Genomic DNA, 22,984 nt, shown 5'->3' with positions numbered 1-22,984 from the left:
GGACTAGTCCGTGCCGAATTCCATCGCGGCGCGGTCCAGCATCTCGTCGTCGCCGGAGACCTCGCCGCGCGAGGCGATGGCCTCGGCGCCGCCCTCCGGCATGGCGCCGATCAGCCCGGTGGCGGCGGCCTGGGCGGCGCCGATCGCGGGGTTGGAGGTGCCGATCAGGCCGAGGCCCGCGTACTGCTCCAGCTTGGCGCGGGAGTCGGCGATGTCGAGGTTGCGCATGGTGAGCTGGCCGATCCGGTCGACCGGGCCGAACGCGGAGTCCTCGGTGCGCTCCATGGACAGCTTGTCCGGGTGGTAAGAGAAGGCCGGGCCGGTGGTGTTGAGGACCGAGTAGTCCTCGCCGCGCCGCAGCCGCAGCGTCACCTCGCCGGTGACGGCGGCGCCGACCCAGCGCTGGAGGGACTCGCGGACCATCAGCGCCTGCGGGTCCAGCCAGCGGCCCTCGTACATCAGGCGGCCGAGGCGCCGGCCCTCGTTGTGGTACTGGGCGACGGTGTCCTCGTTGTGGATGGCGTTGACGAGGCGCTCGTACACGACGTGCAGGAGGGCCATGCCGGGGGCCTCGTAGATGCCGCGGCTCTTGGCCTCGATGATCCGGTTCTCGATCTGGTCGGACATGCCCATGCCGTGCCGGCCGCCGATGGCGTTGGCCTCCATCACGAGGTCGACGGGGGAGGCGAACTCCTTGCCGTTGATCGTGACGGGGCGGCCCTGGTCGAAGCCGATCGTCACGTCCTCGGTGAGGATCTCGACGGACGGGTCCCAGAACCGCACGCCCATGATCGGCTCGACGGTCTCGACGCCGGTGTCCAGGTGCTCCAGGGTCTTGGCCTCGTGGGTGGCGCCCCAGATGTTGGCGTCGGTGGAGTACGCCTTCTCCGTGGAGTCGCGGTAGGGCAGCTCGTGGGCGAGCAGCCACTCCGACATCTCCTTGCGGCCACCGAGCTCCGTCACGAAGTCGGCGTCCAGCCAGGGCTTGTAGATCCGCAGGTGCGGGTTGGCGAGCAGCCCGTAGCGGTAGAACCGCTCGATGTCGTTGCCCTTGAAGGTCGAACCGTCGCCCCAGATCTGGACGTCGTCCTCCAGCATCGCCCGCACCAGGAGGGTGCCGGTGACGGCCCGGCCCAGCGGCGTGGTGTTGAAGTACGCGCGCCCGCCCGAGCGGATGTGGAACGCCCCGCAGGTCAGGGCCGCGAGCCCCTCCTCGACCAGGGCCGCACGGCAGTCGACCAGGCGCGCGAGCTCCGCACCGTAGGCCTTCGCGCGGCCAGGCACCGACTCGATGTCGGGCTCGTCGTACTGGCCGATGTCGGCGGTGTAGGTGCACGGAACGGCGCCCTTGTCGCGCATCCACGCGACGGCGACGGAGGTATCGAGGCCGCCCGAGAAGGCGATGCCGACGCGCTCGCCGGCGGGGAGGGAGGTGAGGACCTTAGACATAGGAAGATTATGCATGAGGACGCATGATCATGCAAAACCCGGTCCGGGTGCCGTGGCTCACGGCGTCCGGACCGGGCTCCGTACCGCTGCGTCAGCGGTGCAGGATGGTCACCTTCAGGTCCGGGTCGGCGGCGATCTCCGCCGGGGTGAAACGCTCGGCCACCCACTGTTTGCGGGAGAAGAGCCGGGTCTGGTCCGTGTAGTGGGGCGAGGCGGGGTTCGAGGACTGGCCATAGGTGAGGAGGGTGTGGGTGCGCGGACCTTCCGAAGTCAGTTCGACTGCCATCAGGAAGCTGGAGCCGAAGGCGCGGGCGGGCGGGGTACCGGTGCCCGAGTCGGGGCCGGCGTCCACGACGTTGAAGCAGCCCTTGTTGCCCCGGCAGCCGGGGAGCGGGACGCCCGCCCACTTCTGTACGGCGCCGAGCTCGACGTCGACGGGGACCTTGCGGGCGGCGAAGTCCTGGACCGCGTCGGCCAGCGCGCGCCGGACGCGCGCGTCGTCGCCCTTGAGGCCGCGGGGGGTGGTGAGGGGCTGGGCGGGGTCGTAGGCGACGCGGTGCCAGGTGCTGGGCGGTCCGGTCCGTACGAGGCGGTCGTAGAAGGTGGTCCAGAGGGCGGTGCCCCGGCTGCGGGTGTCGGCGCGGGTGTCCCAGTCGGCGAGCGTCGCGCAGGCCTTCGTCACGTCCACCTCCTTGCCGTCCGTGGCGGTGAGGCGGGGGTGGGCACGGCACATGCCGACCACGTCGTCGCGGCCCGTTTCGGCGGACAGGACGCGGTCGCCGAGCATCGAGGCCCGCAGGGTGTCCGCGGTGAAGCCGGGGGCGCCGAGCCCGTCCGTGCCCTTGAGCCGTTCCTCGATCATGCGCAGGCCGAGCTGGGGGCGCTCGCTGAGCCGGGGGTCGGTGTCGTACGTACCGGAGAAGCCGGTGAGCGGGGCTTGGGGGTTGGTGTACTGCGGGCCGTTGTTGGAGTTGGCGACGTAGTCGGTACGGGTCAGCCTCGGCGCGCGGGAGGGCCCGTTGACACCGGGTACGAGGGCGTCGGGGTCGCTGCCCCAGTCACAGGCGGACGTCGAACCGTCCAGGGCGGAGGGCCCTTCCTCGCCGCCGGGGAGCGTGCACCTCTTCAGCTGCTCGTCGGTGAGGCGCGGGACGACCGAGGAGTCCGTGAAGTACGTCCTGCCGCTGGTGTCGGCGGCGAGGGTGTAGGTCCAGGGCGTGCCCTGGTAGGCGTCCTGGGCGGTGCGCAGCTCGTCGAGGCTGCGGGCCTTGCCCATGGCGAGCCAGCCGTTCATGGAGCGCAGGTTGTCGGCGTTGGCGTCGCGCAGGGCGTACGCGGTCTTCTTGGACCAGCCGGAGGACACGACCGGGCCGTAGCGCGAGGTGTACAGGGTGCGCCGGACCGTCGACAGCTTGCCGCTCGCGTCGCGGACGGTGACGGGGACCGTGCGGCGCTGCATCCGCTCGGCCCTGCCGTCGACCACGTAGCTGGTCGGGTCGCCCGGCGTGAGCTTCAGCGCGTAGAAGGAGGCGTGCTGGGCGTCGCTGGCGGTGTGCGTCCAGGCGAGGTCGCGGTTGTGTCCGATGAGGACCAGGGGCGTGCCGTAGAGGCCTGCGCCGGACACGTCCAGGGTGCCGGGGATCGTCAACTGCACCTGGTAGAAGCGCAGGTTGCCGCCGGTCCAGGGCAGGTGCGGATTGGCGAGGACCATGGCGTTGCCGCTACGGGTGGCATCCCGCCCGAGCGCCCACCCGTTGCTGCCGAAATCGGCGGAGGTGACGGGGCCTTGACGGCCGGGGCTGCCGGTCGACGAGGAACCACCGGGCCCGGCGGGGGCGGCGGCGGCAGTGACCTTGCGGCCGGACGCCCCCGAGGCCCTGGCCGCCCCCGAGGCCCCGGAGGCCTCCGTGCCCGGCCTGCCGGAAGCCTCAACGCCCCGGCCGCCGGAAGCGGGCGCACCCTTCCCCGCCGTCGCCGACACCGGCGGTTTCGCGGCGCCGATGTCCGGGGCCAGGGGTGCCGTGGCGGTGACCCTGTTGACGTCGTACACGATGTTCCAGAGGTCGAGGGCGGTGATCGGCCGCACCCATGGTGTGCCCTTGCAGCGGGGGTCCGGCAGTCCGGCGGCGCCCGTGTCCCGCAGGTAGCGGTTGAAGCCGGCCGCGTACCCCTCGACCATCCGGCGCAGTTCGGCCGTCGGGCCCAGGGGCGCCTTCCGGGCGAGCAGCCGCCGGACGGTGCCCGCGCGCTGCTGTCCCTGGTAGTACGTGTCGCTGTCCAGGTTGGGGGCGCCGTCGCCGGTCTTGCCCGCGGGGCCGAAGTAGCGGGAGCGCTCGCCCCTCAACGTGACCACCTGGTCGGCGAGTTCGCAGGCGTTGTCCTGTGCGAACGCAAAGCCGTAGCCGTAGCCGAGCCCGTCGTAGTCGCGCGCCTGGACGTGCGGGACGCCGTATGCGGTCCGGCTGATCCGGGCCGTGTACCCGCCCCCGGCCAGCTCCTCGGCCACGGTCCCGCCGCCCGCGCCCGGGGCGGCGGAAGAGGCGGCGGCAGAGGGGGCGGGCAGCAGGGCCACGGTCGCCGACACCAGGCAGAGCGAGGCGGTTGCGGCGGCCAACCGGCGTGTGGTGGTGGGTCTCTGACGTTCAGTGAGTTCTCTGGGTTCACCCATGGGCCCACCCTCCCAGGGCGGAAGGACGTCCGCATCGGGCGCCCGGCGGACTTCCGGGGGACCGGGTCGGCCCGGGGGTGTACGCCTCGGGGACCCGGCCCGTGCTGGCAGGATGCTGCGATGGACACTCTCTACACTGCCGACCGGCTCGTACGCGCCGCCAAGGCCACCGCGAGCGCCGGACTCGACGCACTGCTCATCAGCCCCGGCGCGGATCTGCACCATCTGACGGGGTACGAGGCGCTCCCGCTGGAGCGGCTCACCTGTCTCGTCCTCCCCGCGGAGGGAGACGCCTTCCTCGTGGTTCCGGAGCTGGAAAGGGCCGCCGCGCTCGCCTCCCCGGTCGCGGGCCTCGGCATCGAGGTCGTCGGGTGGGCCGAGACCGAGGATCCGTACGCGCTGGTCGCCGCCCGGCTGCCGGACCGTACGGCCGCCGTCGCCGTGGACAACCACATGTGGGCCGAGAAGGCCTTCGCCTTCCGCGCCGCGCTGCCCGGTGCCCGCCAGGAGCTGGCCGGGCAGGTGCTGGGCGAGCTCCGGATCCGCAAGGTCCCGGCGGAGGTCGAGGCGTTGCGGCGGGCCGGGGCCGCCATCGACCGGGTGCACTCCCGGATGGGCGAGTGGCTGCGGGCCGGGCGCACCGAGCGCGAGGTCGGCCGGGACATCGCCGCGGCGATCGCCGACGAGGGGCACGTCCGGGTGGACTTCGTCATCGTCGGCTCCGGGCCGAACAGCGCCAGCCCGCACCACGAGCTGTCCGACCGGGTGATCGGGCACGGCGACCCGGTCGTGGTCGACATCGGCGGCACCACGGCGGACGGCTACTGCTCGGACTCCACGCGTACGTACGTGGTCGGCGAGGCGCCGCCGGAGTTCCTGCGCCTGTACGAGGTGCTGCTGGCCGCCCAGCGCGCGCAGACGGACGCGGTGCGGCCCGGCATCACCTCCGGTGAACTCGACGCGGTCGGGCGGGACTTGATCACGGAGGCGGGGTTCGGCCCGCACTTCATCCATCGCACCGGGCACGGCATCGGCCTGGAGACGCACGAGGAGCCGTACATCATGTCCGGCTCGCCGGTGGTGCTGGAACCCGGCATGGCCTTCTCCGTGGAGCCGGGCATCTACCTCGACGGCCGGTACGGGGCGCGGATCGAGGACATCGTGGTGTGCACGGAGGACGGGGGCGAGCGGCTCAATCTGACGAGCCGCAAACTGACCGTGCTGTAAAGGCCGGAAAGGCCGGGAGTCCAGGGAGGCCCGGCGCGCGGGTGGTCGTACACAGGGACCACGGGCCGCACCCACGGGCCGCACGCACGGGCCGCGAGCCACGTGCCGCACGCACGAGCCGCGCACCGCGCGGGTCGCACACATGAACGGGATGGAAACGGAATGTCTGATTTCCTCCACGCGTAGGGCACACCAAGCCCTGCCCAACGGTTGATTCCTTGATCAACTCCCAGTTCAGGGGCGGTTTTTACCCATTCTTTGGCAGGTTTTGGGTCTGTCATCAAAGGTTAATACGATGGCAAAGTGAGAGACACGGCAGTCGTCCAGGCTGTTTGCCGGGGCGGCGCGGAATCCACTGTCACAGTGGCGTCCGCGCCGCCCCCTCGCGACCATCGACCCGACCACACCGCGCCCCGGCCCCACGCCGAGCGGCGCAGGAGGCAGGCCACCTTGAAGTCTCTGATCGACCACGCCCGTTCCTTCGCCACGACTCATGTGGCGGACCCCCGCAATGCCGAGGCCTTCCGGGCCCTCGGGGCCGGGCAGTCGCCCGAAGCCCTGTTCATCACCTGCTCCGACTCGCGCGTCGTACCGGCTCTCATCACCGGGGCGCGTCCCGGCGAGCTCTTCGAACTCCGTACGGCGGGCAACGTCGTACCGCCCTATCCCGAGCCCGCCGGGGGGCACCTCGGCCCGATGGGCGAGGCCGCCACCATCGAGTACGCGGTGTCCGTGCTCGGGGTCCGCGACATCGTCGTCTGCGGGCACTCGCACTGCGGCGCGGTCGGCGCGCTCGTACGGGGCGAGGACCTGTCCGCCGTACCGGCCGTGCGCGACTGGCTGGAGCACTCCGTCGCCCCGGACGCCGCCGTCCGCTCCGTCGCACCCGCCACTCCCGACGTGGCCGAAGCCGTGCAGGCACATGTGCTCGCGCAACTGGAGAAGCTGCGCGCCTACCCCTGTGTACGGGAGCGCGTCGCCGACGGCTCGCTCACCCTGCACTCCTGGTACTACGAGGTCCACACGGGAACCGTCACCGCGCACCGGCCGACCTCGTCGGCATGCCGCGAAGAGCCTCAAGACGCGGGCGTGCGGCCTGCGTTCGTGCCGCTGTGAGAGCCGCAGCGCCTCTCCGACCGGCCCGCTCTCCACGACAGGACCCCCACCCTCATGCTTCCTTCCTCCGTCCTCTCCTCCTTCCGACCCCTGCGTGAACCGGGCGTGCTGCGCCAGGACCTGCTCGCCTCGCTCGTGGTCTTCCTCGTCGCCCTGCCGCTGTGCGTCGGGGTGGCCGTCGCCTCCGGCGTGCCCGCCGAACTCGGCCTGGTCACCGGCATCGTCGGCGGCCTCGTCGTCGGCCTCCTGCCCGGCAGCGCCCTCCAGGTCAGCGGACCCGCCGCCGGACTCACCGTGCTCGTCTTCGAGGCGGTGCGGGAGTTCGGGCTCGGCATGCTCGGCGCGATCGTGCTGCTCACCGGCGCACTCCAGATCGCCCTCGGACTGCTGCGCTGCGGACGCTGGTTCCGTGCCATCTCGGTCTCCGTCGTGCAGGGCATGCTCGCCGGGATCGGGCTCGTCCTGATCCTCGGCCAGCTCTACGGCATGACCGGGGCCGATCAGCCTCTCTCCGGTATCGGCAAGATCGCCGGACTGCCCGCCCTGGCCGTCGACACGGCCACCGATCCCGCCGCGCTGACCGCAGCAGGCATCGGACTGGGCACCATCGCCGTCCTCGTCCTGTGGCCGAAACTGCCCGCGGCCGTGCGGCGGGTGCCCGCCCCGCTGGCCGCCGTCGCCCTCGCCACCGCCGTGGCCGCCGGGCTGCGCCTCGACGTGGCGAACGTGACCGTGCAGGGGCTGCTCGGGGCCGTCCAGCCGCCGGGGCTCGGCGACCTGGCGGCGCTGGGCAGTGTCGCGGTGCTCGGCACCGTCCTGGCCTTCACCCTGATCGCCTCCGCCGAATCACTCTTCAGCGCCGCCGCCGTGGACCGCATGCACGACGGCCCGCGCACCCAGTACGACAAGGAGCTCGTCGCCCAGGGCGTCGGCAACACCGTCTGCGGCGTGCTCGGGGCGCTGCCCATGACCGCGGTCATCGTGCGCAGCTCCGCCAACGTCCAGGCGGGCGCCCGCACTCCGCTCTCGCGGATCGCGCACGGCGGCTGGCTGCTGCTGTTCGCCGTGCTGCTGCCCGCCGCACTCGGCATCATCCCGCTCGCCGCACTCGCGGGTGTCCTGGTGCACGCGGGGTTCAAGCTGCTGCCGGTCAAGGACATCGTTCCGCTCGTGCGCGCGCACCGGGGCGAGGCCGTGGTCCTGGTCACCACCGCGGTCGCGATCGTGGTGACCAACATGTTCGAAGGCGTGCTGATCGGTCTGGCGCTCGCGGTGGTCAAGGCCGCCTGGGACACCTCCCAGGCCCACGTAGAAGTACGGGAGTTGACCGACGGGCGACTGATCGTCACTCTCACAGGGAACGCCACCTTCCTGCGCCTGCCCCGCATCCTGGAAACCCTGGAAGCCCTCCCCAAGGACCGGCCCATAGACCTGGACCTGACCTCCGTCCACCACCTGGACCACGCCTGCCGCACCACCCTGGAGAACTGGGCGATACGGCACAACGACAGCGGGACGGAGGCGGTACGGATGAGGACGGGGCCGGCGGAGGCGGTCTCGGAGGAGGCGGTGGACGCGCTGCGCCCCCCTCCCAGGTAGGTGGCCCGACCCGGCGACAGACCACGGGGCCCGGGGAAAGCCGTCCCCCGGGCCCCCCGCTACTCTCCGATCACTGCTCACCGACCGGCGGCTGCCGGGCCAGAAACTCCTCGAAAGCCGCCAACTGCTTCGGCGGCATGTACCCCTGCCGCCCGTACATCGCCTGCTCCTCCAGCCGGTCGAGCCACGCGGCGGGGCGCGACTCGACCACCACGGCACGCCCCCTGGTGAACGTCGCGCGCTCGCCGTCCGCGTGCACGTAACGCACGTAGGGGCCGTGCTTCTCCGGCCCCGGCGGTCGTTCCCCGGCCGCGACCGGCAGGGGGAGCGGAGCGCGGAGATACCGCTGCGCGAAGTGCTCCAGCTCGGCCAGCTCGGCCGCCGGGAGCAGCACACTCACCGGTCCACCGTCCTCACCGAGGGTCATGTGCTCGCCGTCCTCGGCCAGAACCACGTACTCACCGCTCTCGGCGAGGGTTGCCTGCTCGCCCTCCTCGGTGAGAATCACGCGTTCACCGGTCTCCTCCACGAGGGCGACCAGCTGAGTCAAGTCCGTTACAGGGTCCGCCAGTTCATGATCGTTCATGGCCGCGACGCTACCTGTCTCCGGCCTCGACCAGCGGGGCACCGTCGCCGGCACGGGGTCGGGGCCGGCGTCGGTGCCGGTGCTGGCGTCGGGGCCGGAGCTCGGTCCGGTGCCGGGCCGTACGGCCGGGCGGTCCGGTGAGCGGGTTTCCCGGGGCGCCACCACGGTCGTCGTGTCGGGACCACAGGAGAACTTCGTCGTCAGCTCGCCGGAGTCCGTGCTGGAGGCCGTACGCCGGTGGCTGGAACAGGCCGTCCCTTGAGGTGTGTCCGCTACGCACTCGGAGCAGATTGGCGTATGTCCAAGGCGGCCGGGGCACGGGACGCTGGGCAGATGAAGGCGTGGAGCAGGAAGAGCAGGGCGAAGTCCGCGGCGAAGACTTCGGAGCAGGCGCGGCAGGCGCTGTGGGAGCACGAGGCCACCGCGGTGTTCGCCTACCTCGACGAGATGCGCAAGCTCGACCCGGCCGATCCGCTGCCCGCCGCCCTGGCAGCCCTCATCGGTGCGGCGGGGCCGCGCCAAGTACTGGTTGCCGTACGGGACGAACCGCAGCTGCTCGGTGAACGGGGGCGGGCCGGCATGCAGTTGCTGGAGTCGTTCGCCGAGATGCTGGGCGCCGGACCCATGCGGCGGGTCGTACAGGAACGCGCTGCGTGGCTGGAGGTGCTCCGCGAGGCCGGGGCGGATCCCGGACGGATGAGGTTGCCCGGTGACTAGCGCGGCGGCGGGGCCGGACCGCAGGCGGGTCCCGGGGGTTCCGCACGATCTCTACGCGGCCAGGCGTTGGCTCGACAGCGGGCCGCGCGTCGGCGGGGCGCCGGGCCGCGAATTCGTGCGTGGGGCGCAGGTGGTCGGCAGCGCGCTGGCGCGGCAGCACCGGTTCGCGGCGGCGGAGGAATGGCTCGCTGCCGCCGCGAGGCAGCACGACCCGTTGGCCATGCGGGAGTTGGGGTGCGTACTGGTCGACATGGGGCAGCCGGACGAGGCCGAGCGGTGGCTGCTGCGCGCGGCGGACGGGGAGGACCTTGAGGCGCTCGTCCATCTGGGCCGACTGCTGGTCTTCCGCGGCCGGAAGGCGGAGGCCGAGCCCTGGCTGCGGCGCGCCGTCGAGGAAGAACCGCAACTGGCAGGGCAGTTGGTGGACGAGTTCCGGCTGCGGGGTGCCGACGGGGTGGCGGACGACTTGGCCAGGTACGCGGCGGACGCCGGGGACATCGACTCGGCGAGCCTCCTCGCCCGCGAGGCGTCCGGGCGCGGCGAGCACGCGGAGAGCGACCGCTGGGCCGACTGGGCGGGGCAGCTCGGTGACCCGGCCAATGCCTTCCTCCGGGCCCAACTTGCCCGCGAGCGCAGCGACTTCGCCACGATGGCCGAGTGGCTCGGCCGCGCGTCGGCCGACGGCGATCTGACCGCGACAGCTGCGCTGGGCGCATATCTCCTGGAGACGGGACTGGAGACGGGCGGGGATCCGGAGGAGGGCGAGGCGCTGCTCCGGCGAGCGGCGGAGGGCGGCCGGGTGGAGGCCCAGCTCCTGGTGGCCGCGCTGTGTTCCGGACGGGAGGAGTGGGACAGCGCGACGGACTGGCTGGAACTGGCCGCGCAGGGAGGTGCGTTGGACGAGGTGTACGAGTACGGAGTACTGCACCGCGCCGAAGGCCGGGCCTCGATGGCCGAGATCTTGCTACGCGCCTGCGCCGAGGAGGGACACGCACTCGGCATGCGGGAACTGGCACGGACGCTGGTGATCCGCGCGGGGCGGGAGGAGGCTCCGGGGCAGGTGGGCAACAACGACGGGCAGATGAGCGGCCCCGGGCAGAAGAGCAACTCCGGGCAGGAGGAAAGCCCCCGGCAGCCCGCCGGCGCCGCACAAAAGGCCCGCGCAACCCGCGAAGAGGCTCTCCTGTGGCTGCGGCGCGCCGTCAGAGCCGTACCCGAGCTGCCCGAGGCCCGGCTGATGCTGGGTGAGGTCGAGTCCCTGCTCGGCAGGAAGGACGCGGCACGCAGCGAGTACCACGAGGCCGCACGGCAGGGGGACGGCCGAGCGGCCCACAAACTCGGCCTGCTGGCCCACGAGTCGGGGGACACCGCCGCGGCCCGGCGTTGGTTCGTGCAAGGTGCCCGGGCCGGTGAGGCCTCCTCGATGTTCAACCTCCGCCTGCTGACCGACCGGGAGTCTCCCGAGGAGGAATTCCCGGGGCCCGGGTATCCCTGGATGGTGCTGGCCGCGGCCCACGGCCATGCCAGGGCCGCCCTCCGTACGGGAGAGATGGAGTACTACCTCGGACGTCCGGCGGAAGCGGTCCGCTGGTTCGTGCTCGCCGAGTCGCTCGGCTCCCCCGAGGCGGCGTCCGCCCTTTCCGCCCTTCGCGGCACCGGAAGAAGGCCCAGGTCCGATGGCTGACGACAGGCAGAACACACCGGACGGCACTGCGCCCGCCCCGCCGGACGCCGGCTCTCCCGACATGGAGGCCTCCTTCGAGGAGGAGATGCGCCTGACCGCGGGGCTGCCGCTGCTCGAACCGGAAGCGAGGCACCGGGCGGTCCGGGCGGTCCCTGTCGTCGACCGCCTCTTCCGCCGGATCGCAGCCGCCGAGAGGCGGTACTACGACGCCGCGGACCCCAGCGGCCTGGAAGAAGCGGATTGGGGGTTCGAGGACCTGGCGAAGCGGAGCGAGTGGGCTGACGCCTCTCCGTACCGTCGGAGCCTGGTACTGCGTCGCGTCAGCGCGATCTCCTTGGAGAGGTACCAGCACGCGGGCGGCGTGCAAGAGCTGCGCAGGGCCGGGGAGTTCGCGCGGGAGGCGGTGGCGGAAGCACGGGGGTGTCATCGACTGACCGGGACCCCTGAGGAATCCGTCGACGCCCTTCGCTCCCTGTGGCAGCGGTATGCGGGCCAGTCCGTGGACGCTCAGCAGGAGGTGACCGTCCCGCCGCGGGAGGTGGCCGTCCAGGCCGCGCACTCGGCCCGTGCGATCGTCGCCGCCGTACTGCCTGCCGCGTTGGTCACGCTGGGGTTGCAACTGCAGGTCGCGTTCGACGCGGACAGGGAACCCGCCCTCATCGACGAGGCCGTGGAGGTACTGACGGAGGCCGCGGACGACCCGCTGTCCGAGTCCGACACGTCCGCCAAACTCGCCAGCGCGCTTCTGCTCCGGTTCAAGGCCTTCGGCGACCCGGCCGACGCCGAAACCATGGTGGACGCGGCCCGGCGGGCCCTGGAGCACGAGCGCTCGGCCCCCGCGCTGGACGCACTGGGCACATGTCTGATCGCCCGGGCAGAGCTCCCGGGGCATCCCGAGGACAGCGCCGAAGCCGTGTCCCTGCTCGAAGAAGCGGTACGTGCCGCCCCTGCGTCGCCGTGGATACGGGCCAACCTCGCGACGGCCCTCTCGGCGCAGTACGCGCGGCACGGCAGGATCCAGGACGCCGAGCGGTCCCTGGCCCTGACCGAATCGGCCCTGGCCGAACTCCCTTCTTCGGCACCCGACGTGGCCCGCCTCCGCCAGAACGCGTTGGCGCAGCGGTCGGACCTCGGGCGTCGGCACGCCCGTGCCGCCGGGGCCGGAAAGGGGCCCGGAGCGGCGACCGGTTCGGTGACCGGAACAGCGTCCGGATCGGTATCCCGAACACCTTCCGAGCCGGGCGACGCGATCGAGGACGCCCGGCTCCTACTTGCCGCCACCCCGGCCGGAGCCCGCGCCCGTCCCGCCCGTTTCGGCGGCCTCGCGCACTCCCTCCTTGAGGAGTTCAGGGAGACGCTCTCCCTGACGACCCTGGACGAAGCGATCGCGGTCGCAGGTGAAGGGGTCGCCGCTGTGAGCGACCGGTCTGCGGACCGGGCGCACCTCCACAGCGCCGTCGCGCAGGGGCACGCCCTGCGCTACTGCCTCTGCGGGCAGGAACGCGACCTTGCCGAGGCGGAATCGGCAGCTCGAACAGCGGTCGACACGGCCCCGACCGGGGAAAAGGCCGAATGGCTCCTCACCCTGGCCTCCGTACTCTCCCTGCGCGCCGCCCGTGCGGACAGCACGGCCGCAGACCTGGATGCCGTACGCGCCGCCTTCCGGCAATCGGCCGAGGAGGCGGCACGCCTGCAACAGCCGTCCGTGAAACTTCGGTCCTGCCGGGCATGGGGCCTGTGGGCCGCCGAGGCGGCCGCCTGGCAGGAGTCCGCCGATGCCCTCGGTGCCGCGGTGGACGCAGCAGACCAGATGCACCGGTCACAAGTTACCCTGAAGCACCGGGAGTTGTCCCTCCTACGGGCGCACCAGCTGCACGCCGACGCGGCGGTCTCCCTCGTCCACACAGGCGACGCCCAGGGCGCCCTCCTGGCCCTCGAACGCGGTCGGGCTCAACTGCTCGCCGAGACCCTCGCCCCCGGCCTGGACCGGGACCCCGCCCTCGGCGTGCGGGAGATCCGCGCCGTCGCCCGTGACCGTCCGCTGCTGTACTTCGCGGCGGGTGCGCACGGCGCGGTCGCGGTGTCGGTGAGCCGCACGGGCGAGATCGCCGCCCGGCCTCTGGAGCACGTCGACGCCGACGAAGTGGCGCGCAGGGTCTCGGAGTTCGACTCCGCCCAGACCGTGCGCGCCGTGGCCCCGGACCGCTGGCGGGCCGTGCTCGACGGCACCATGCGGTGGCTCGGCGAAACCCTCTGGGAGCCCGCCCTCGGGCTGATCCCGCCGGACGGCGCGCTGGGTGTCGTACCATACGGGCTGCTGGCTCTGCTGCCGCTGCATGCGGCCCGTCTCCCGGACCGGGAGCGGGCCGGAGCCCGGTCGGGTCAGGCGCAGCCCCGAGCCCGGTCGGGCCGGAAGCGGACCGCAGAACCGGCGGGTCGGGCACCGTCCGGAACCCCGGCAGGCACTGTCGACCCGCAGCCGCACTTCGTCCTCGACGATCACGCCGTGTCCGTGGTCCCGAGTGCCCGGGTCCTCGCGTCGTGTGCGGCGCTCGGCGCGCGGGTGCGGCCGGAGTCGCTGCTCAGCGTCGACGTCGGCGTCCGGCCGGGGGCGCGCCCGCTGCCGCACGCCGGCCAGGAGGCGGACGCCGCGCTCGCCGCGTACGGGCGCGGCATGCGACTGACGGCGGACGGGGCGACGACCGCGGCCGTGCTCGCGGCCCTCCCCCACCACTCCGTCCTGCACTTCGCCTGCCACGGCCGGGCGGACGTCCACGACCCGCTCTCCAGTGCCCTGTTGCTCGCCGGCACGGACACGCTCACCGTCCGGGAACTGCTCGGCGTACGGGGTTTGCGAGCCCGCCTCGCGGTCCTCTCGGCGTGCCGGACCTCGCTGATCGGGGTGCGGCTGCCGGAGGAGTCCGTCGGTCTTCCGACGGCGCTTGTCCGGGCGGGCACGGCCGGGGTCGTCGGAACCCTGTGGGAGATCTACGACGTGGCGGGCGCCCTGCTGGTGCACCGCTTCTTCGACGCGTGGCACCGGGGCGAGGAGCCGGTCGAGGCCCTGCGGTCCGCACAGCGCTGGCTGCGTGACACCACCAACGGCGAGAAGGCGGACGTCTGTCCCGACCTCCTCGCGCCGGGCGTGCCGCACGACCCGGGCCTGTTGGCGGGCTGGCGGGCGGCCCGTTCGCACACCGGCCCGGAGCACTGGGCCGCCTTCACCTACACGGGATGGTGAGCCCGCCATGAAGCAGGAACCCCCACAGGATTCCGTTCCGGACCCCACGCAGGACCTCATGCTGGAAGCAGGCCGGACGATCCGACTCCTCCTGGGCAGCGAACTCCTCCCGTACGACGGACCGGTGGCCCGCGCCCTGGACGCGGCCCTGGCCTCGGCGCTCGCCGCCGCAGGCGCCGACAAGGAGGACGCGGGCATCAGGGAGAAGGCGGCCTGGAAGGTACGCGCCGTGCTCGCCTCGCACCCCGCGACCGCTGCGTGGACAGCACAGTTCGTCCGCCACGGCCCGGGCTCCCCCGGCGAGGTGACGCGGTCTCACGGTCCGGGCGGGGTAGGCGAGTTGGTGGCGGCACCGCGTTTCGCTTGCCCCGAAGGTGACTGCGTCTGGTACCGACGGGCCGCGAGCCAGTTGCCGCCGCGCTGCCCCACCCACCAGCTCAGGTTGCGGCCCGCCCCACGGCCCCCGCAGTGATCACCAGCATCTGGGCCGGCCTCGCCGCCCATGTGTCGGAGCGCGTCGCGGGACTGCTGCTGAGCCCCGCCTGCGGGTTCTGGCTGATCGGCGCGGGCGCCTGGTGGCTTACCGACCGCCCGACCCTCTCCCGCTGGCTGGAGAGGGCCGCCTCGCTCACTGCCGTGGGGCAGGTGGGCGTGCTGCTCGTGACTCTGCTGGTGATCGCGGCGTCCGGCCTGCTGGTCGACCAACTGGCCCCCGCCGTACTCCGGTTGCTCCAGGGTTACTGGCCGCGCGCCCTCTCCCCCGTCAGGCGGCGCCTGGTCGCTCGGCACCGGGCACGCAAGGAGAAGTGGGACGAACAGTGGGCCGTCCTGTACACGCAGGAGGCGGAAGCGCCGCAGAGTGACCCACCTGGCACACAGGAGTCCGAAGCAAGCGAGCAACTACTCGCCCTCGAAAGCCGGCTGACCCAAATTCCCGGACGCCCAAGCCAGTTGATGCCGACCCGCCTCGGCAACGTACTGCGGGCCGGCGGCACCCGCGTACGCGACAAGTACGGCCTGGACGCGGTGCACTGCTGGCCCGCCCTGTGGCTGCTGCTGCCCGAGGAGACCCGCTCGGAGGTCGCCGACGCACGGACGGCCCTCGACTCGGCGGCGACGTGGTGGACCTGGTCGGTCCTACTGGCGGCCTGGTCCGCGACCACCCCCTGGATCCTGCTGCCTGCCGCCGCAGCAGTTCTCCTCTCCCACTCGGCGCTGCTCGTCGGCGCCGTACGCTACGCCGACCTCGTCGGAGGGGTGTTCGACGTACACCGAGGCCTCCTGTACGAAGCCGTCGGTCGCCCCCACCCGGCCGGCAGCCCCACCGAACCCACCGCAGGCCGCGCCTTGACCACAGCCCTCCTACGGGGCCCGGCCCTCGCGGACCCCCCGACTGCGACGGACGATGCTCCGGCCCCGGACGCCGGTTGACCGACCGTTCCCTACGCCCGCATCACACGGGGGCACTCACCGGTTCCACCGCCTCCGACACCTCTGCCAGGAGGGTTTCCACGTCGGCGCCCCAGCGGGAGCTGACCACCAGGTCACGGGCCGGGTCGACCCACAGGAGGTGGGCGCCGCCGTTGCCGCGGGCGCAGCGGCCGGTGGCGGGGGCGGCGGGCCAGACCGTGCGGTCGTCGTTGAGCCACCAGGACAGGCCGTACTGGGGTTTGACCGCGCACGGCGTCCACAGCTCCTCGATCCAGCGGGCCGAGACGACCTGCCGGTCGTTCCACCGGCCGCCGCGCAGGCACAACTGGCCGATGCGCGCGAGGTCGAGGGCGCTGATCCACAGACCGCCGCCCCAGTGCGCGCCGCCGGAGACCACGGAAAGGCGGTTGCCGTCGAGTTCCAGGACGGAATTGCCGTAGCCGTGCCAGGACCAGTCCCGCGAGGCCCCGATCGGGGTCATGATCCGGTCCTGGAGGAGTTCGGGCAGGGGGCGGCGGACGAGTGCCGTGAGGGCGAGGGCGGCGAGGTTGACGCGTACGTCGTTGTAGGCCCAGCCCTCCCCCGGCGGGCCGCCGGCCGACTCGGTGCCCTCCCGGGTGCTCTGCGCGTCGACGGACGTCGGCTTGGACCAGAGCTCGCCCTCCCACTGGCTGGTCTGGTCCAGCAGGTGGCGCCAGGTGATCGCGCGCCCGTGTTCGCCCTCGAACTGGGGCAGGCCGACGGCGGTGGACACCGGTGCGTCGAGGTGCAGCAGCCCGTCGTCGTGGGCGATCCCGGCGACCAGGGACAGCACGCTCTTCGTCGCGCTGTACGCCATCTCCTCGCGGGCCGGGTCCCCCCACGACGCGAGGACCGTGCCGCGCCGTACGACGACGCCGCTCGGATCCTTCCCGTCCCGCAGCGGTCCCAGGACCTCCCGGTGGGTGTCGTCGGCGACCTGGGCGGCGAGGTATCCGGCCATGTCCTCGATGCCGGGCACAGGCCGCGCGAACTGGGCACGGGCGGCGCGGGCCGTGGCTTGCGCGTCGACGCCCTCCCACGGGTCGGCCGGGGCAGGGCCGCTCTCCAGGACCTGGTTCGTGGTGTGCATGGTGCAGTTCCTCCGTCGTCGCCGTGGCACGCCCCATGATGATCATCCCGCTGCGTCGCCCCGCGCAACAGGGTCCCGAAACTGTCCGAAACTGGCGTCGCATCCGGCACACCGCGCTCTACGATGCTTCGCATGCTGCGTCGCCGAGTACTGCAATGGGCCGTTGTTCCCGCCGTCGCCCTCACCGGAGTGGCTCAGGTCAGCGCGTCGGCCGCCCCGGCCGGAGAGGAGCAACTGCCTTCCGGGCGGCGGCAGTTGCTGCTGTACAACCACGCCTACGGCGTGTTCGACCGTGCCACCGCCGACGCCGTCGAGCACTCCGCCTATCTGCGCGATTTCGCCAACTTCCAGGTCCGTACCACCACCGGCTCCGGCGGCCAGACCTGGACCGGCCGCTATCTGCTGGGCCGGGAGACCTACCTCGAAGTCTTCGGGGTGGGCGACGTGCCCGGCAAGGACGGCACCCTCGGCTCCGCCGGAATGGGCGTCTCGGTCGAACGGACCGGCGAGCTGGCGAAGGTGATCCGGCGGCTGCGGGAGCTGGGCATCGAGCACCCGGTCGAGTTCGCCCAGACGCGCGACTTCGGCGACGGGATCCCGGTGCCGTGGTTCGACGCCGTGTTCACCACCGACGTCTACGACGCCTTCGGGGCCTGGGGGATGGAGAACCGCCAGGAGTACTTCGCCGACCCGCGCAGCAGGACCGAGCCCGCCGCCTACCCCGGCGACGTGGGCCGCGAGCGCGTGCTGCCCGACACCTACCGCGACCGTCTGATGCGCGACGTGACCTCCGTCCGCCTCGCGGTCACCGCACGCGACCTCGCCAATACGGTGCCGCTGCTGCGGGCGGGCGGGTTCGCCGTACGCAGCGTGGCGGGCGACGGCATCGTCGCGCACGGCGGCGGCACGACGATCCGACTCGACGCCGTGGCGAGGGAGAGGGCCGGGCTGCGCCAGGTCGGGATGTCCCTCAACCGGCCCGTCAAGCACCGCCACGACGAACGCCTCGGCAACTCGACCCTGTCCGTCGGCCCCGGCCCGCGCGCCGTGTGGAACTTCCGGTCCCCGTGACCGGGGACCCGGACACCGGCCCCCGCGACCGGAAGACATCCCACCAGGGGGCATCCCACCGGAAGGCACCCCGCCAGAAGGCATCCCATCAGGAGGCGTCCCGCCAGGAGCCCTTCCACTGGGAGATGTTCCGCAGCACCCTCCCCCGGCAGCGCGACTGGAGCAGCGGCGTCGTCGTGACGGCGATGCACCTGATGGGCGTGGGCGCGGCCTGCGTCGCCGCGCCGTACGTGGGGCTGGTCCTGGGCGCCGTGTTCGCGGTCTTCTGGGGGAGTCTCCTGCTGCCGCCGTGGCTGCGCGACAGGCGTTCCGTCGTGGCGGCCGACATCCTCCCGGGCCCGCCCGCGATCCTGGTGCTGCGGCAGCGCAACGGCACCGGGACCACTCGTCCGCTGTCCTCGGTGAAGGGGCTGCGACCGCTCACCGTGGGCCACCGGTCGACGGAGGGCAGCGGCGACAGCGTCCTGGAACTGCGGGTGGGCCGCAGGACCTACCGCACCCGGGCGGCCTTCAACCCACCGGCGAACGACGTGCGGCTGCTGGCCGACGCGCTCTGCCTGGCCTGCCCGCAGATGGTGGTCGGCGAGCACGAGGACAGGACGACCTGGGTGACGGACGCCGGGTAGGACAGGCGCCACCGCGCTCGTCCGTCTCCGGCTACCGTGCTGTTGACCGTGGTTCGACGTGGAAGTCGAACGCGACGGTCCCCGGGTCGACCGCCGTCACCCCGCCGTCCACGGTGAGCACCGCCCCGTTGACGAACGAGGCGGCGGGCGAGAGCAGCCAAGCGACGGCCTCGGCGACCTCCTCCGGCTCGCCGGGCCTGCGCGCGGGGACGAGCCGGGTCGCCTCCTCGTAGGCCGCGTCGGCCGCCGTGCGTCCGTCGCTCCCTTCGCCCGCGGTCAGCCCCGCCTCGTCGGCGAAGCGCGCCATCCGCCGGTCCGCCATGTCGGTCCGCACCCAGCTCGGGCACACGGTGTTGGCCCGCACCCCGCGCGCCCCGTAGTCGACGGCCACCGAACGGCACAGTTGGAGCAGCGCGGCCTTGGACGTGGCGTACGCCGCGTTGCCGACGCCGTTGCGCAGCGCGGAGACCGAGGCGACGGCGACGACGGATCCGCGGGCTTCGAGCAGGTGCGGGAGCGCCGCGCGCAGCAGCAGGAAGGGTCCGGTGAGGTTGGTCCGCATCACCAACTCCCAGTCTTCGAGGGAGATTTCACCGACGCCGCCGCCCCGCCCGACACCCGCGTTGAGCACGAGCCCGTCGATCCGGCCGTATGCGGCGACCGCGGCCTCCACCAGCCCCCGTACGGCTTCGGGGTCGCCGGTGTCGGCCGGGTGGGCCAGGGCCCCGGTCTCCTCGGCGACGGCCCGCAGCGGTTCGGGGCGCCGCCCCGACACGACGACCTGGTGGCCGGCCGCGCTCAGCAGCCGGGCGGTGGCGGCCCCGATGCCCGTCCCGCCGCCGGTGACGATGACAACACGCTGAGCTGACATGTCAGTTGCTCCTTCGAGGATGGTCCGGTGGCCGGTGGTGCGGTCGTGTCGATCGTAGGCGAGGCCCGGCTAGCGGCTCGAAGTGCCCTGCAAGGCGTCCCGGGCGCCGCCGAGTTCGGGCGGGAGCACCGGCGGGCTGCCCTGCGTCCAGGCGATGTGCAGGTCCGCACGGCTCAGCCGCCAGCCCGCGGCGGTGCGGACGAGCGCGTTGTCACTGCGGCCTCCGGAGAGGAACAACTCCCCGTCGGACGCCAGGACATGGGTGCTGAGCTGGTTGCCGCGCAGGGTGGCCCGGTCGCCGTCGACCTCGATCACGTAGTTCGAGCCGAAGTGCACGGTGCGGGTGAAGAGCCGCATCGCCGTCGCCACGTTCGCACGGACCGCGGCGCGCCCGCGCACCTCTCCGGCGGGCGTCGCGGTGCTCGCGTCCTCCGTGAAGAAGGAGGCGGCCCAGGTCTCGTCGTGCTCCTGGGCGGGGTCGTCGAGGGAGTGCAGGTAGCGGTCGAAGAGGTCGGTGATCTCGGCCCGGTCGGTCAGGGAACGGAGCTCGGTGTGCAGTGCGTCGTTGTTCATGGGCACGATCCTGTGGCCTCAAGCGCACTTGAGGTCAACCTGGATCGCCGGATCCCGCCGGTTACTTGTGAGTTCCGCACGGCCGGATGGTGACGGTTGTGACTGTCCGGCCCCTGCCGCCGCGTGGCAGATTCGGTCCGTCAGCAGGTCCGAGGCGGACGAGGGAGAGCGCGTGAACAAGGGGTATGCCGTGTTCTGCGACGCGGACCGGCACTTCTACGACGCGCCGCACCGGATGAGTGCCGAAGCGCACGGCGGCAGGGGCGCCCTGTACGCGGCGGCCACGCTGCCGGTGCCCGAGGGCTGGCAGCGGCACCGGTCGGGCGACTGGCTCGCGCTGCGTCCCGTGGAGAGCGGACTGCCCGCCCAGGGCTGGAAGATCCACGTGTCGGCCACGCTCGACAACGCGGAGTCGGTGCTGGAACGGGTCATGGCGTACTGCCTGCCGCGCTCCATCGCCTTCAAGTTCGTACCGAGCCGGTACCTGCTGCACAACCGCAACGCCAAGTACGCGGACCGCGCCGCCAGCGGCAAGTTCATCACGGTCTATCCGGCCGACGACGAGCAGTGCCGGACCGTCGCCGCCGACCTGGACGCGCTCCTCGCCGGATCGCAGGGGCCGTACGTCCTGAGCGATCTGCGCTGGGGCGCCGGCCCGGTGTACCTGCGGTACGGCAGCTTCACCCTGCGGGACTGCTACGACGAGAACGGCGAACTGCAGCCGGCCCTGGAGAACGCCGAGGGGGTGCTCGTGCCCGACGTGCGCGGGCCCGCCTTCCGCGTGCCGGAGTGGATCGAGTTGCCCGACTGGCTGCGCCCGCACCTCGAAGCGCGGGCCTCCGCGACCGTCGCGGACATGCCGTACGTGATCGAGAAGGCGCTGCACTTCTCCAACGGCGGCGGGGTGTACGTCGGGAAGGACCGCAGGACCGGGGCCAGGGTCGTCCTCAAGGAGGCCAGGCCGCACGCGGGGCTCGCGGCCGACGGGGCGGACGCGGTGGCCCGGCTGAAGCGCGAACAGGACGCGCTGGAGCGGCTGTCCGGGCTCGGCTGTACGCCCGAGGTGCTGGACTCCTTCGTGCTGGGCGACCACCACTTCCTGGTGCTCGAATTCATCGAGGGGAAGCCGCTCAACTCCTTCTTCGCCCGCCGCCATCCGCTGATCGAGGCCGATCCGGGGCCCGAGCGGCTCGCCGAGTACACGGCGTGGGCGCTGCGCATCCACGCGCTGGTGGCGGAAGCGGTGGCCGCGGTCCATGCCCGCGGGGTGGTCTTCAACGACCTGCACCTGTTCAACATCATGGTGTCCGAGGACGAGTCCTCGGTGGTGCTCCTCGACTTCGAGGCCGCCGCACCGGCCGACGAGAACCGGCGGCAGACCGTCGCCAGCCCGGCGTTCGTGGCGCCCGCCGACCGGCGCGGCTTCGACGTCGACCGGTACGCGCTGGCCTGTCTGCGGCTCTCGCTGTTCATACCGCTGACCAACCTGCTCGCGCTGGACCGTGCGAAGTCGGCCCATCTGGCCACGATCGCGGCCCGGCAGTTCCCGGTCGCGGAATCCTTCCTGCGGGAGGCGGTCGAGGAGATACTCCGCGATCCACAGGCACCGGCGGGAGCACCGGGCACCGCAGCAGCCGTCGCCGCCGCAGAACCGTATCTCCCCGTCGCGCCCGGCGACTGGCCGAACAGCCGCGACTCCCTCGCGGGCGCGATCCTGGCCGCGGCGACGCCCGGCCGCGAGGACCGGTGCTTCCCCGGCGACATCGCCCAGTTCGCCACCACCGGCGGCGGCCAGAGCTTCGGGTACGGCACGGCCGGGGTGCTGTACGCGCTGGCCGAGAGCGGTGCCGGGCGGTCCGCGGCGGGCGAGGAGTGGCTGCTCGCCCGTACGAAGGAGCCCGGCTCCGGCACTCCGCTCGGTTTCTACGACGGGCTGGCGGGCATCGCCTGGACCCTGGACCGGCTCGGCCATCGGGCCCGCGCCCTGGAGCTCGCCGAACTCGCCCTCGCCCAGCCGTGGGAGGCCCTCGGCCCCGATCTGCACAGCGGCCTCGCAGGTTTCGGCCTCGCCCTGGACGCGCTCGGCACGGCAACCGGCGAACGCGCCCTGCACGATGCGGCGCTGCGCTGCGCGGACCTGGTCGCCCGGCCGCACGACGGCGTACCCCGCCGGAAGTCGCCGCGTGCCGGGCTCCTGTACGGGGCTGCCGGGAGCGCCCTCCTCTTCCTGCGGCTGCACGAGCGCACCGGGGACGGCGCCCTGCTGGACCTGGCCGCCGACGCGCTGCGCCGTGACCTCGACCGGTGCGTGCGCAGTGCGAGCGGCACCCTCCAGGTCGACGAGGGCTGGCGCACGATGCCGTACCTCGGAGAGGGCAGCGTCGGCATCGGGATGGTGCTCGACGACCTCCTCGCCCACCGGCCCGACCCCGGCGGCCCCGACGGCGACTTCGAGCGGGCGCGCCGGGACATCGTGGCCGCCGCGCAGGCCACCTTCTACGCGCAGCCCGGACTGTTCCGGGGCGCTGCGGGCATGGTGCTCCACCTGAGCCGCACGACGACCGGCGGCCCCGGCACCCGGCCCGCCGACGTACGGCGCCAGATCGACGCGCTCGCCTGGCACGCCGTGCCCCACCGGGGCCAACTCGCCTTCCCCGGCGAGCAGATGATGCGCCTTTCCATGGACCTCGCGACCGGCACCGCCGGTTGCCTGCTGGCACTCGCCGCCGCCTCCGGTCGTCCGACCGTCGAGGACCGGCCCGCGCAGCTGCCCTTCCTGCCGCCGCTCCGGCGGCCCACGAACCGGCCCCTTCCGGGGGCCGTACCGCAACACACCGTCCCCATTGAGAGGAAATGTCATGAGCATTCTTGACCTTCAGTCGTTGGAGACCCCGCAGGAAGAGACCATGGGCGGCGGCGGTGGCAGCCGCGCGAGCCTGCTGCTCTGTGGTGACAGCGGCCTGAGCGTCCTCACCTGTAACTGACGTCGCCGCTGACGCCGTCAGCGGTACGGG

The 22,984-nt window shown here is 72.7% G+C and carries 19 protein-coding genes; 13 read left to right on the top strand and 6 right to left on the bottom strand.

The annotated features are described in order from the left end of the window. Positions 1–3: 3 nt before the first annotated feature. Together argG and ACWGIG_RS20800 are read right to left on the bottom strand one after the other, a co-directional pair. On the bottom strand, positions 4–1,449 hold the full coding sequence (gene argG, locus ACWGIG_RS20805; protein ID WP_453323115.1) for an argininosuccinate synthase: 1,446 nt from the start codon (positions 1,447–1,449) through the stop codon (positions 4–6). Between the two features lie 91 nt (positions 1,450–1,540). After that, positions 1,541–4,063, bottom strand: coding sequence for a penicillin acylase family protein (locus tag ACWGIG_RS20800; RefSeq protein ID WP_453323114.1), 2,523 nt, complete (start codon positions 4,061–4,063; stop codon positions 1,541–1,543). Positions 4,064–4,237: 174 nt separating this feature from the next. Here ACWGIG_RS20800 and ACWGIG_RS20795 point away from each other — a divergent pair, with 174 nt between their 5' ends. The 3 genes from ACWGIG_RS20795 to ACWGIG_RS20785 all read left to right on the top strand — a co-directional run bounded on the left by ACWGIG_RS20795 (position 4,238) and on the right by ACWGIG_RS20785 (position 8,059). Next, the gene (locus tag ACWGIG_RS20795) at positions 4,238–5,344 is read left to right on the top strand and encodes a M24 family metallopeptidase (protein WP_453323113.1); all 1,107 of its coding nucleotides are present in this window, start codon (positions 4,238–4,240) and stop codon (positions 5,342–5,344) included. Positions 5,345–5,794: 450 nt separating this feature from the next. Continuing rightward, complete coding sequence (locus ACWGIG_RS20790; protein WP_453323112.1) at positions 5,795–6,460, top strand: carbonic anhydrase; 666 nt, start codon at positions 5,795–5,797, stop codon at positions 6,458–6,460. Between the two features lie 54 nt (positions 6,461–6,514). After that, a complete protein-coding gene (locus ACWGIG_RS20785) occupies positions 6,515–8,059 on the top strand; it encodes a SulP family inorganic anion transporter (protein ID WP_453323111.1) in 1,545 nt (514 codons plus the stop codon). 70 nt (positions 8,060–8,129) lie between these two features. On the opposite strand, the gene ACWGIG_RS20780 is transcribed toward ACWGIG_RS20785, so the two are convergent. After that, positions 8,130–8,645: a type II toxin-antitoxin system Phd/YefM family antitoxin gene (locus ACWGIG_RS20780; RefSeq protein WP_453323110.1), complete on the bottom strand. Its 516-nt coding sequence runs from the start codon at positions 8,643–8,645 to the stop codon at positions 8,130–8,132. Here ACWGIG_RS20780 and ACWGIG_RS20775 point away from each other — a divergent pair. From ACWGIG_RS20775 to ACWGIG_RS20750, 6 genes are all read left to right on the top strand, one after another. Further along, positions 8,644–8,907, top strand: a complete 264-nt coding sequence (locus ACWGIG_RS20775) for a hypothetical protein (RefSeq protein ID WP_453323109.1) — start codon at positions 8,644–8,646, stop codon at positions 8,905–8,907. The genes ACWGIG_RS20780 and ACWGIG_RS20775 overlap by 2 nt on opposite strands. 71 nt (positions 8,908–8,978) lie before the next feature. Continuing rightward, entirely contained in the window at positions 8,979–9,362 is a 384-nt protein-coding gene (locus ACWGIG_RS20770) for a hypothetical protein (RefSeq protein ID WP_453323108.1), read from the top strand. Continuing rightward, entirely contained in the window at positions 9,355–11,046 is a 1,692-nt protein-coding gene (locus ACWGIG_RS20765) for a hypothetical protein (protein ID WP_453323107.1), read from the top strand. Before ACWGIG_RS20770 ends, ACWGIG_RS20765 begins: the two co-directional genes overlap by 8 nt. Further along, positions 11,039–14,287: a CHAT domain-containing protein gene (locus ACWGIG_RS20760; RefSeq protein WP_453323106.1), complete on the top strand. Its 3,249-nt coding sequence runs from the start codon at positions 11,039–11,041 to the stop codon at positions 14,285–14,287. Before ACWGIG_RS20765 ends, ACWGIG_RS20760 begins: the two co-directional genes overlap by 8 nt. Before the next feature lie 7 nt (positions 14,288–14,294). Next, positions 14,295–14,759, top strand: coding sequence for a hypothetical protein (locus tag ACWGIG_RS20755; RefSeq protein ID WP_453323105.1), 465 nt, complete (start codon positions 14,295–14,297; stop codon positions 14,757–14,759). Then, a complete protein-coding gene (locus tag ACWGIG_RS20750; protein ID WP_453323104.1) occupies positions 14,756–15,718 on the top strand; it encodes a hypothetical protein in 963 nt (320 codons plus the stop codon). Before ACWGIG_RS20755 ends, ACWGIG_RS20750 begins: the two co-directional genes overlap by 4 nt. A 22-nt stretch (positions 15,719–15,740) precedes the next feature. Here the strand turns inward: ACWGIG_RS20750 and ACWGIG_RS20745 are convergent, their stop codons facing one another. Further along, the gene (locus ACWGIG_RS20745; protein WP_453323103.1) at positions 15,741–16,829 is read right to left on the bottom strand and encodes a serine hydrolase domain-containing protein; all 1,089 of its coding nucleotides are present in this window, start codon (positions 16,827–16,829) and stop codon (positions 15,741–15,743) included. Between the two features lie 132 nt (positions 16,830–16,961). Here ACWGIG_RS20745 and ACWGIG_RS20740 point away from each other — a divergent pair, with 132 nt between their 5' ends. Then, positions 16,962–17,900 (top strand): DUF5829 family protein, encoded by a 939-nt coding sequence (locus ACWGIG_RS20740; RefSeq protein ID WP_453323102.1) that lies wholly within the window; start codon positions 16,962–16,964, stop codon positions 17,898–17,900. 125 nt (positions 17,901–18,025) lie between these two features. Beyond that, positions 18,026–18,526, top strand: a complete 501-nt coding sequence (locus ACWGIG_RS20735; protein ID WP_453323101.1) for a hypothetical protein — start codon at positions 18,026–18,028, stop codon at positions 18,524–18,526. 31 nt (positions 18,527–18,557) lie between these two features. On the opposite strand, the gene ACWGIG_RS20730 is transcribed toward ACWGIG_RS20735, so the two are convergent. Beyond that, entirely contained in the window at positions 18,558–19,397 is an 840-nt protein-coding gene (locus tag ACWGIG_RS20730) for an SDR family NAD(P)-dependent oxidoreductase (RefSeq protein WP_453323100.1), read from the bottom strand. A 69-nt stretch (positions 19,398–19,466) separates the two neighbouring features. Next, on the bottom strand, positions 19,467–19,970 hold the full coding sequence (locus ACWGIG_RS20725; RefSeq protein ID WP_453323099.1) for a nuclear transport factor 2 family protein: 504 nt from the start codon (positions 19,968–19,970) through the stop codon (positions 19,467–19,469). 172 nt (positions 19,971–20,142) lie between these two features. Between ACWGIG_RS20725 and lanKC the strand changes: the two genes are divergently transcribed. Continuing rightward, positions 20,143–22,842, top strand: a complete 2,700-nt coding sequence (gene lanKC, locus ACWGIG_RS20720) for a class III lanthionine synthetase LanKC (protein WP_453323098.1) — start codon at positions 20,143–20,145, stop codon at positions 22,840–22,842. Beyond that, on the top strand, positions 22,829–22,954 hold the full coding sequence (locus ACWGIG_RS20715) for a SapB/AmfS family lanthipeptide (protein WP_453323097.1): 126 nt from the start codon (positions 22,829–22,831) through the stop codon (positions 22,952–22,954). Before lanKC ends, ACWGIG_RS20715 begins: the two co-directional genes overlap by 14 nt. Positions 22,955–22,984 lie beyond the last annotated feature (30 nt).

The organism is Streptomyces sp. NPDC054863, assembly GCF_053610825.1.
The sequence above is the reverse complement of the archived record's forward strand: the minus strand, read 5'-3'. Positions and strand labels throughout refer to the sequence as shown.

Excerpts from the sequence above, each read along its gene's own strand:
- argG (WP_453323115.1), bottom strand. The coding sequence starts at position 1,449 with ATGTCTAAGGTCCTCACCTCCCTCCCCGCCGGCGAGCGCGTCGGCATC.
- ACWGIG_RS20795 (WP_453323113.1), top strand. The coding sequence starts at position 4,238 with ATGGACACTCTCTACACTGCCGACCGGCTCGTACGCGCCGCCAAGGCC.
- ACWGIG_RS20785 (WP_453323111.1), top strand. The coding sequence starts at position 6,515 with ATGCTTCCTTCCTCCGTCCTCTCCTCCTTCCGACCCCTGCGTGAACCG.
- ACWGIG_RS20775 (WP_453323109.1), top strand. The coding sequence starts at position 8,644 with ATGGCCGCGACGCTACCTGTCTCCGGCCTCGACCAGCGGGGCACCGTC.
- ACWGIG_RS20780 (WP_453323110.1), bottom strand. The coding sequence starts at position 8,645 with ATGAACGATCATGAACTGGCGGACCCTGTAACGGACTTGACTCAGCTG.
- ACWGIG_RS20770 (WP_453323108.1), top strand. The coding sequence starts at position 8,979 with ATGAAGGCGTGGAGCAGGAAGAGCAGGGCGAAGTCCGCGGCGAAGACT.
- ACWGIG_RS20760 (WP_453323106.1), top strand. The coding sequence starts at position 11,039 with ATGGCTGACGACAGGCAGAACACACCGGACGGCACTGCGCCCGCCCCG.
- ACWGIG_RS20755 (WP_453323105.1), top strand. The coding sequence starts at position 14,295 with ATGAAGCAGGAACCCCCACAGGATTCCGTTCCGGACCCCACGCAGGAC.
- ACWGIG_RS20745 (WP_453323103.1), bottom strand. The coding sequence starts at position 16,829 with ATGCACACCACGAACCAGGTCCTGGAGAGCGGCCCTGCCCCGGCCGAC.
- ACWGIG_RS20740 (WP_453323102.1), top strand. The coding sequence starts at position 16,962 with ATGCTGCGTCGCCGAGTACTGCAATGGGCCGTTGTTCCCGCCGTCGCC.
- ACWGIG_RS20735 (WP_453323101.1), top strand. The coding sequence starts at position 18,026 with ATGTTCCGCAGCACCCTCCCCCGGCAGCGCGACTGGAGCAGCGGCGTC.
- ACWGIG_RS20730 (WP_453323100.1), bottom strand. The coding sequence starts at position 19,397 with ATGTCAGCTCAGCGTGTTGTCATCGTCACCGGCGGCGGGACGGGCATC.
- ACWGIG_RS20725 (WP_453323099.1), bottom strand. The coding sequence starts at position 19,970 with ATGAACAACGACGCACTGCACACCGAGCTCCGTTCCCTGACCGACCGG.
- ACWGIG_RS20715 (WP_453323097.1), top strand. The coding sequence starts at position 22,829 with ATGAGCATTCTTGACCTTCAGTCGTTGGAGACCCCGCAGGAAGAGACC.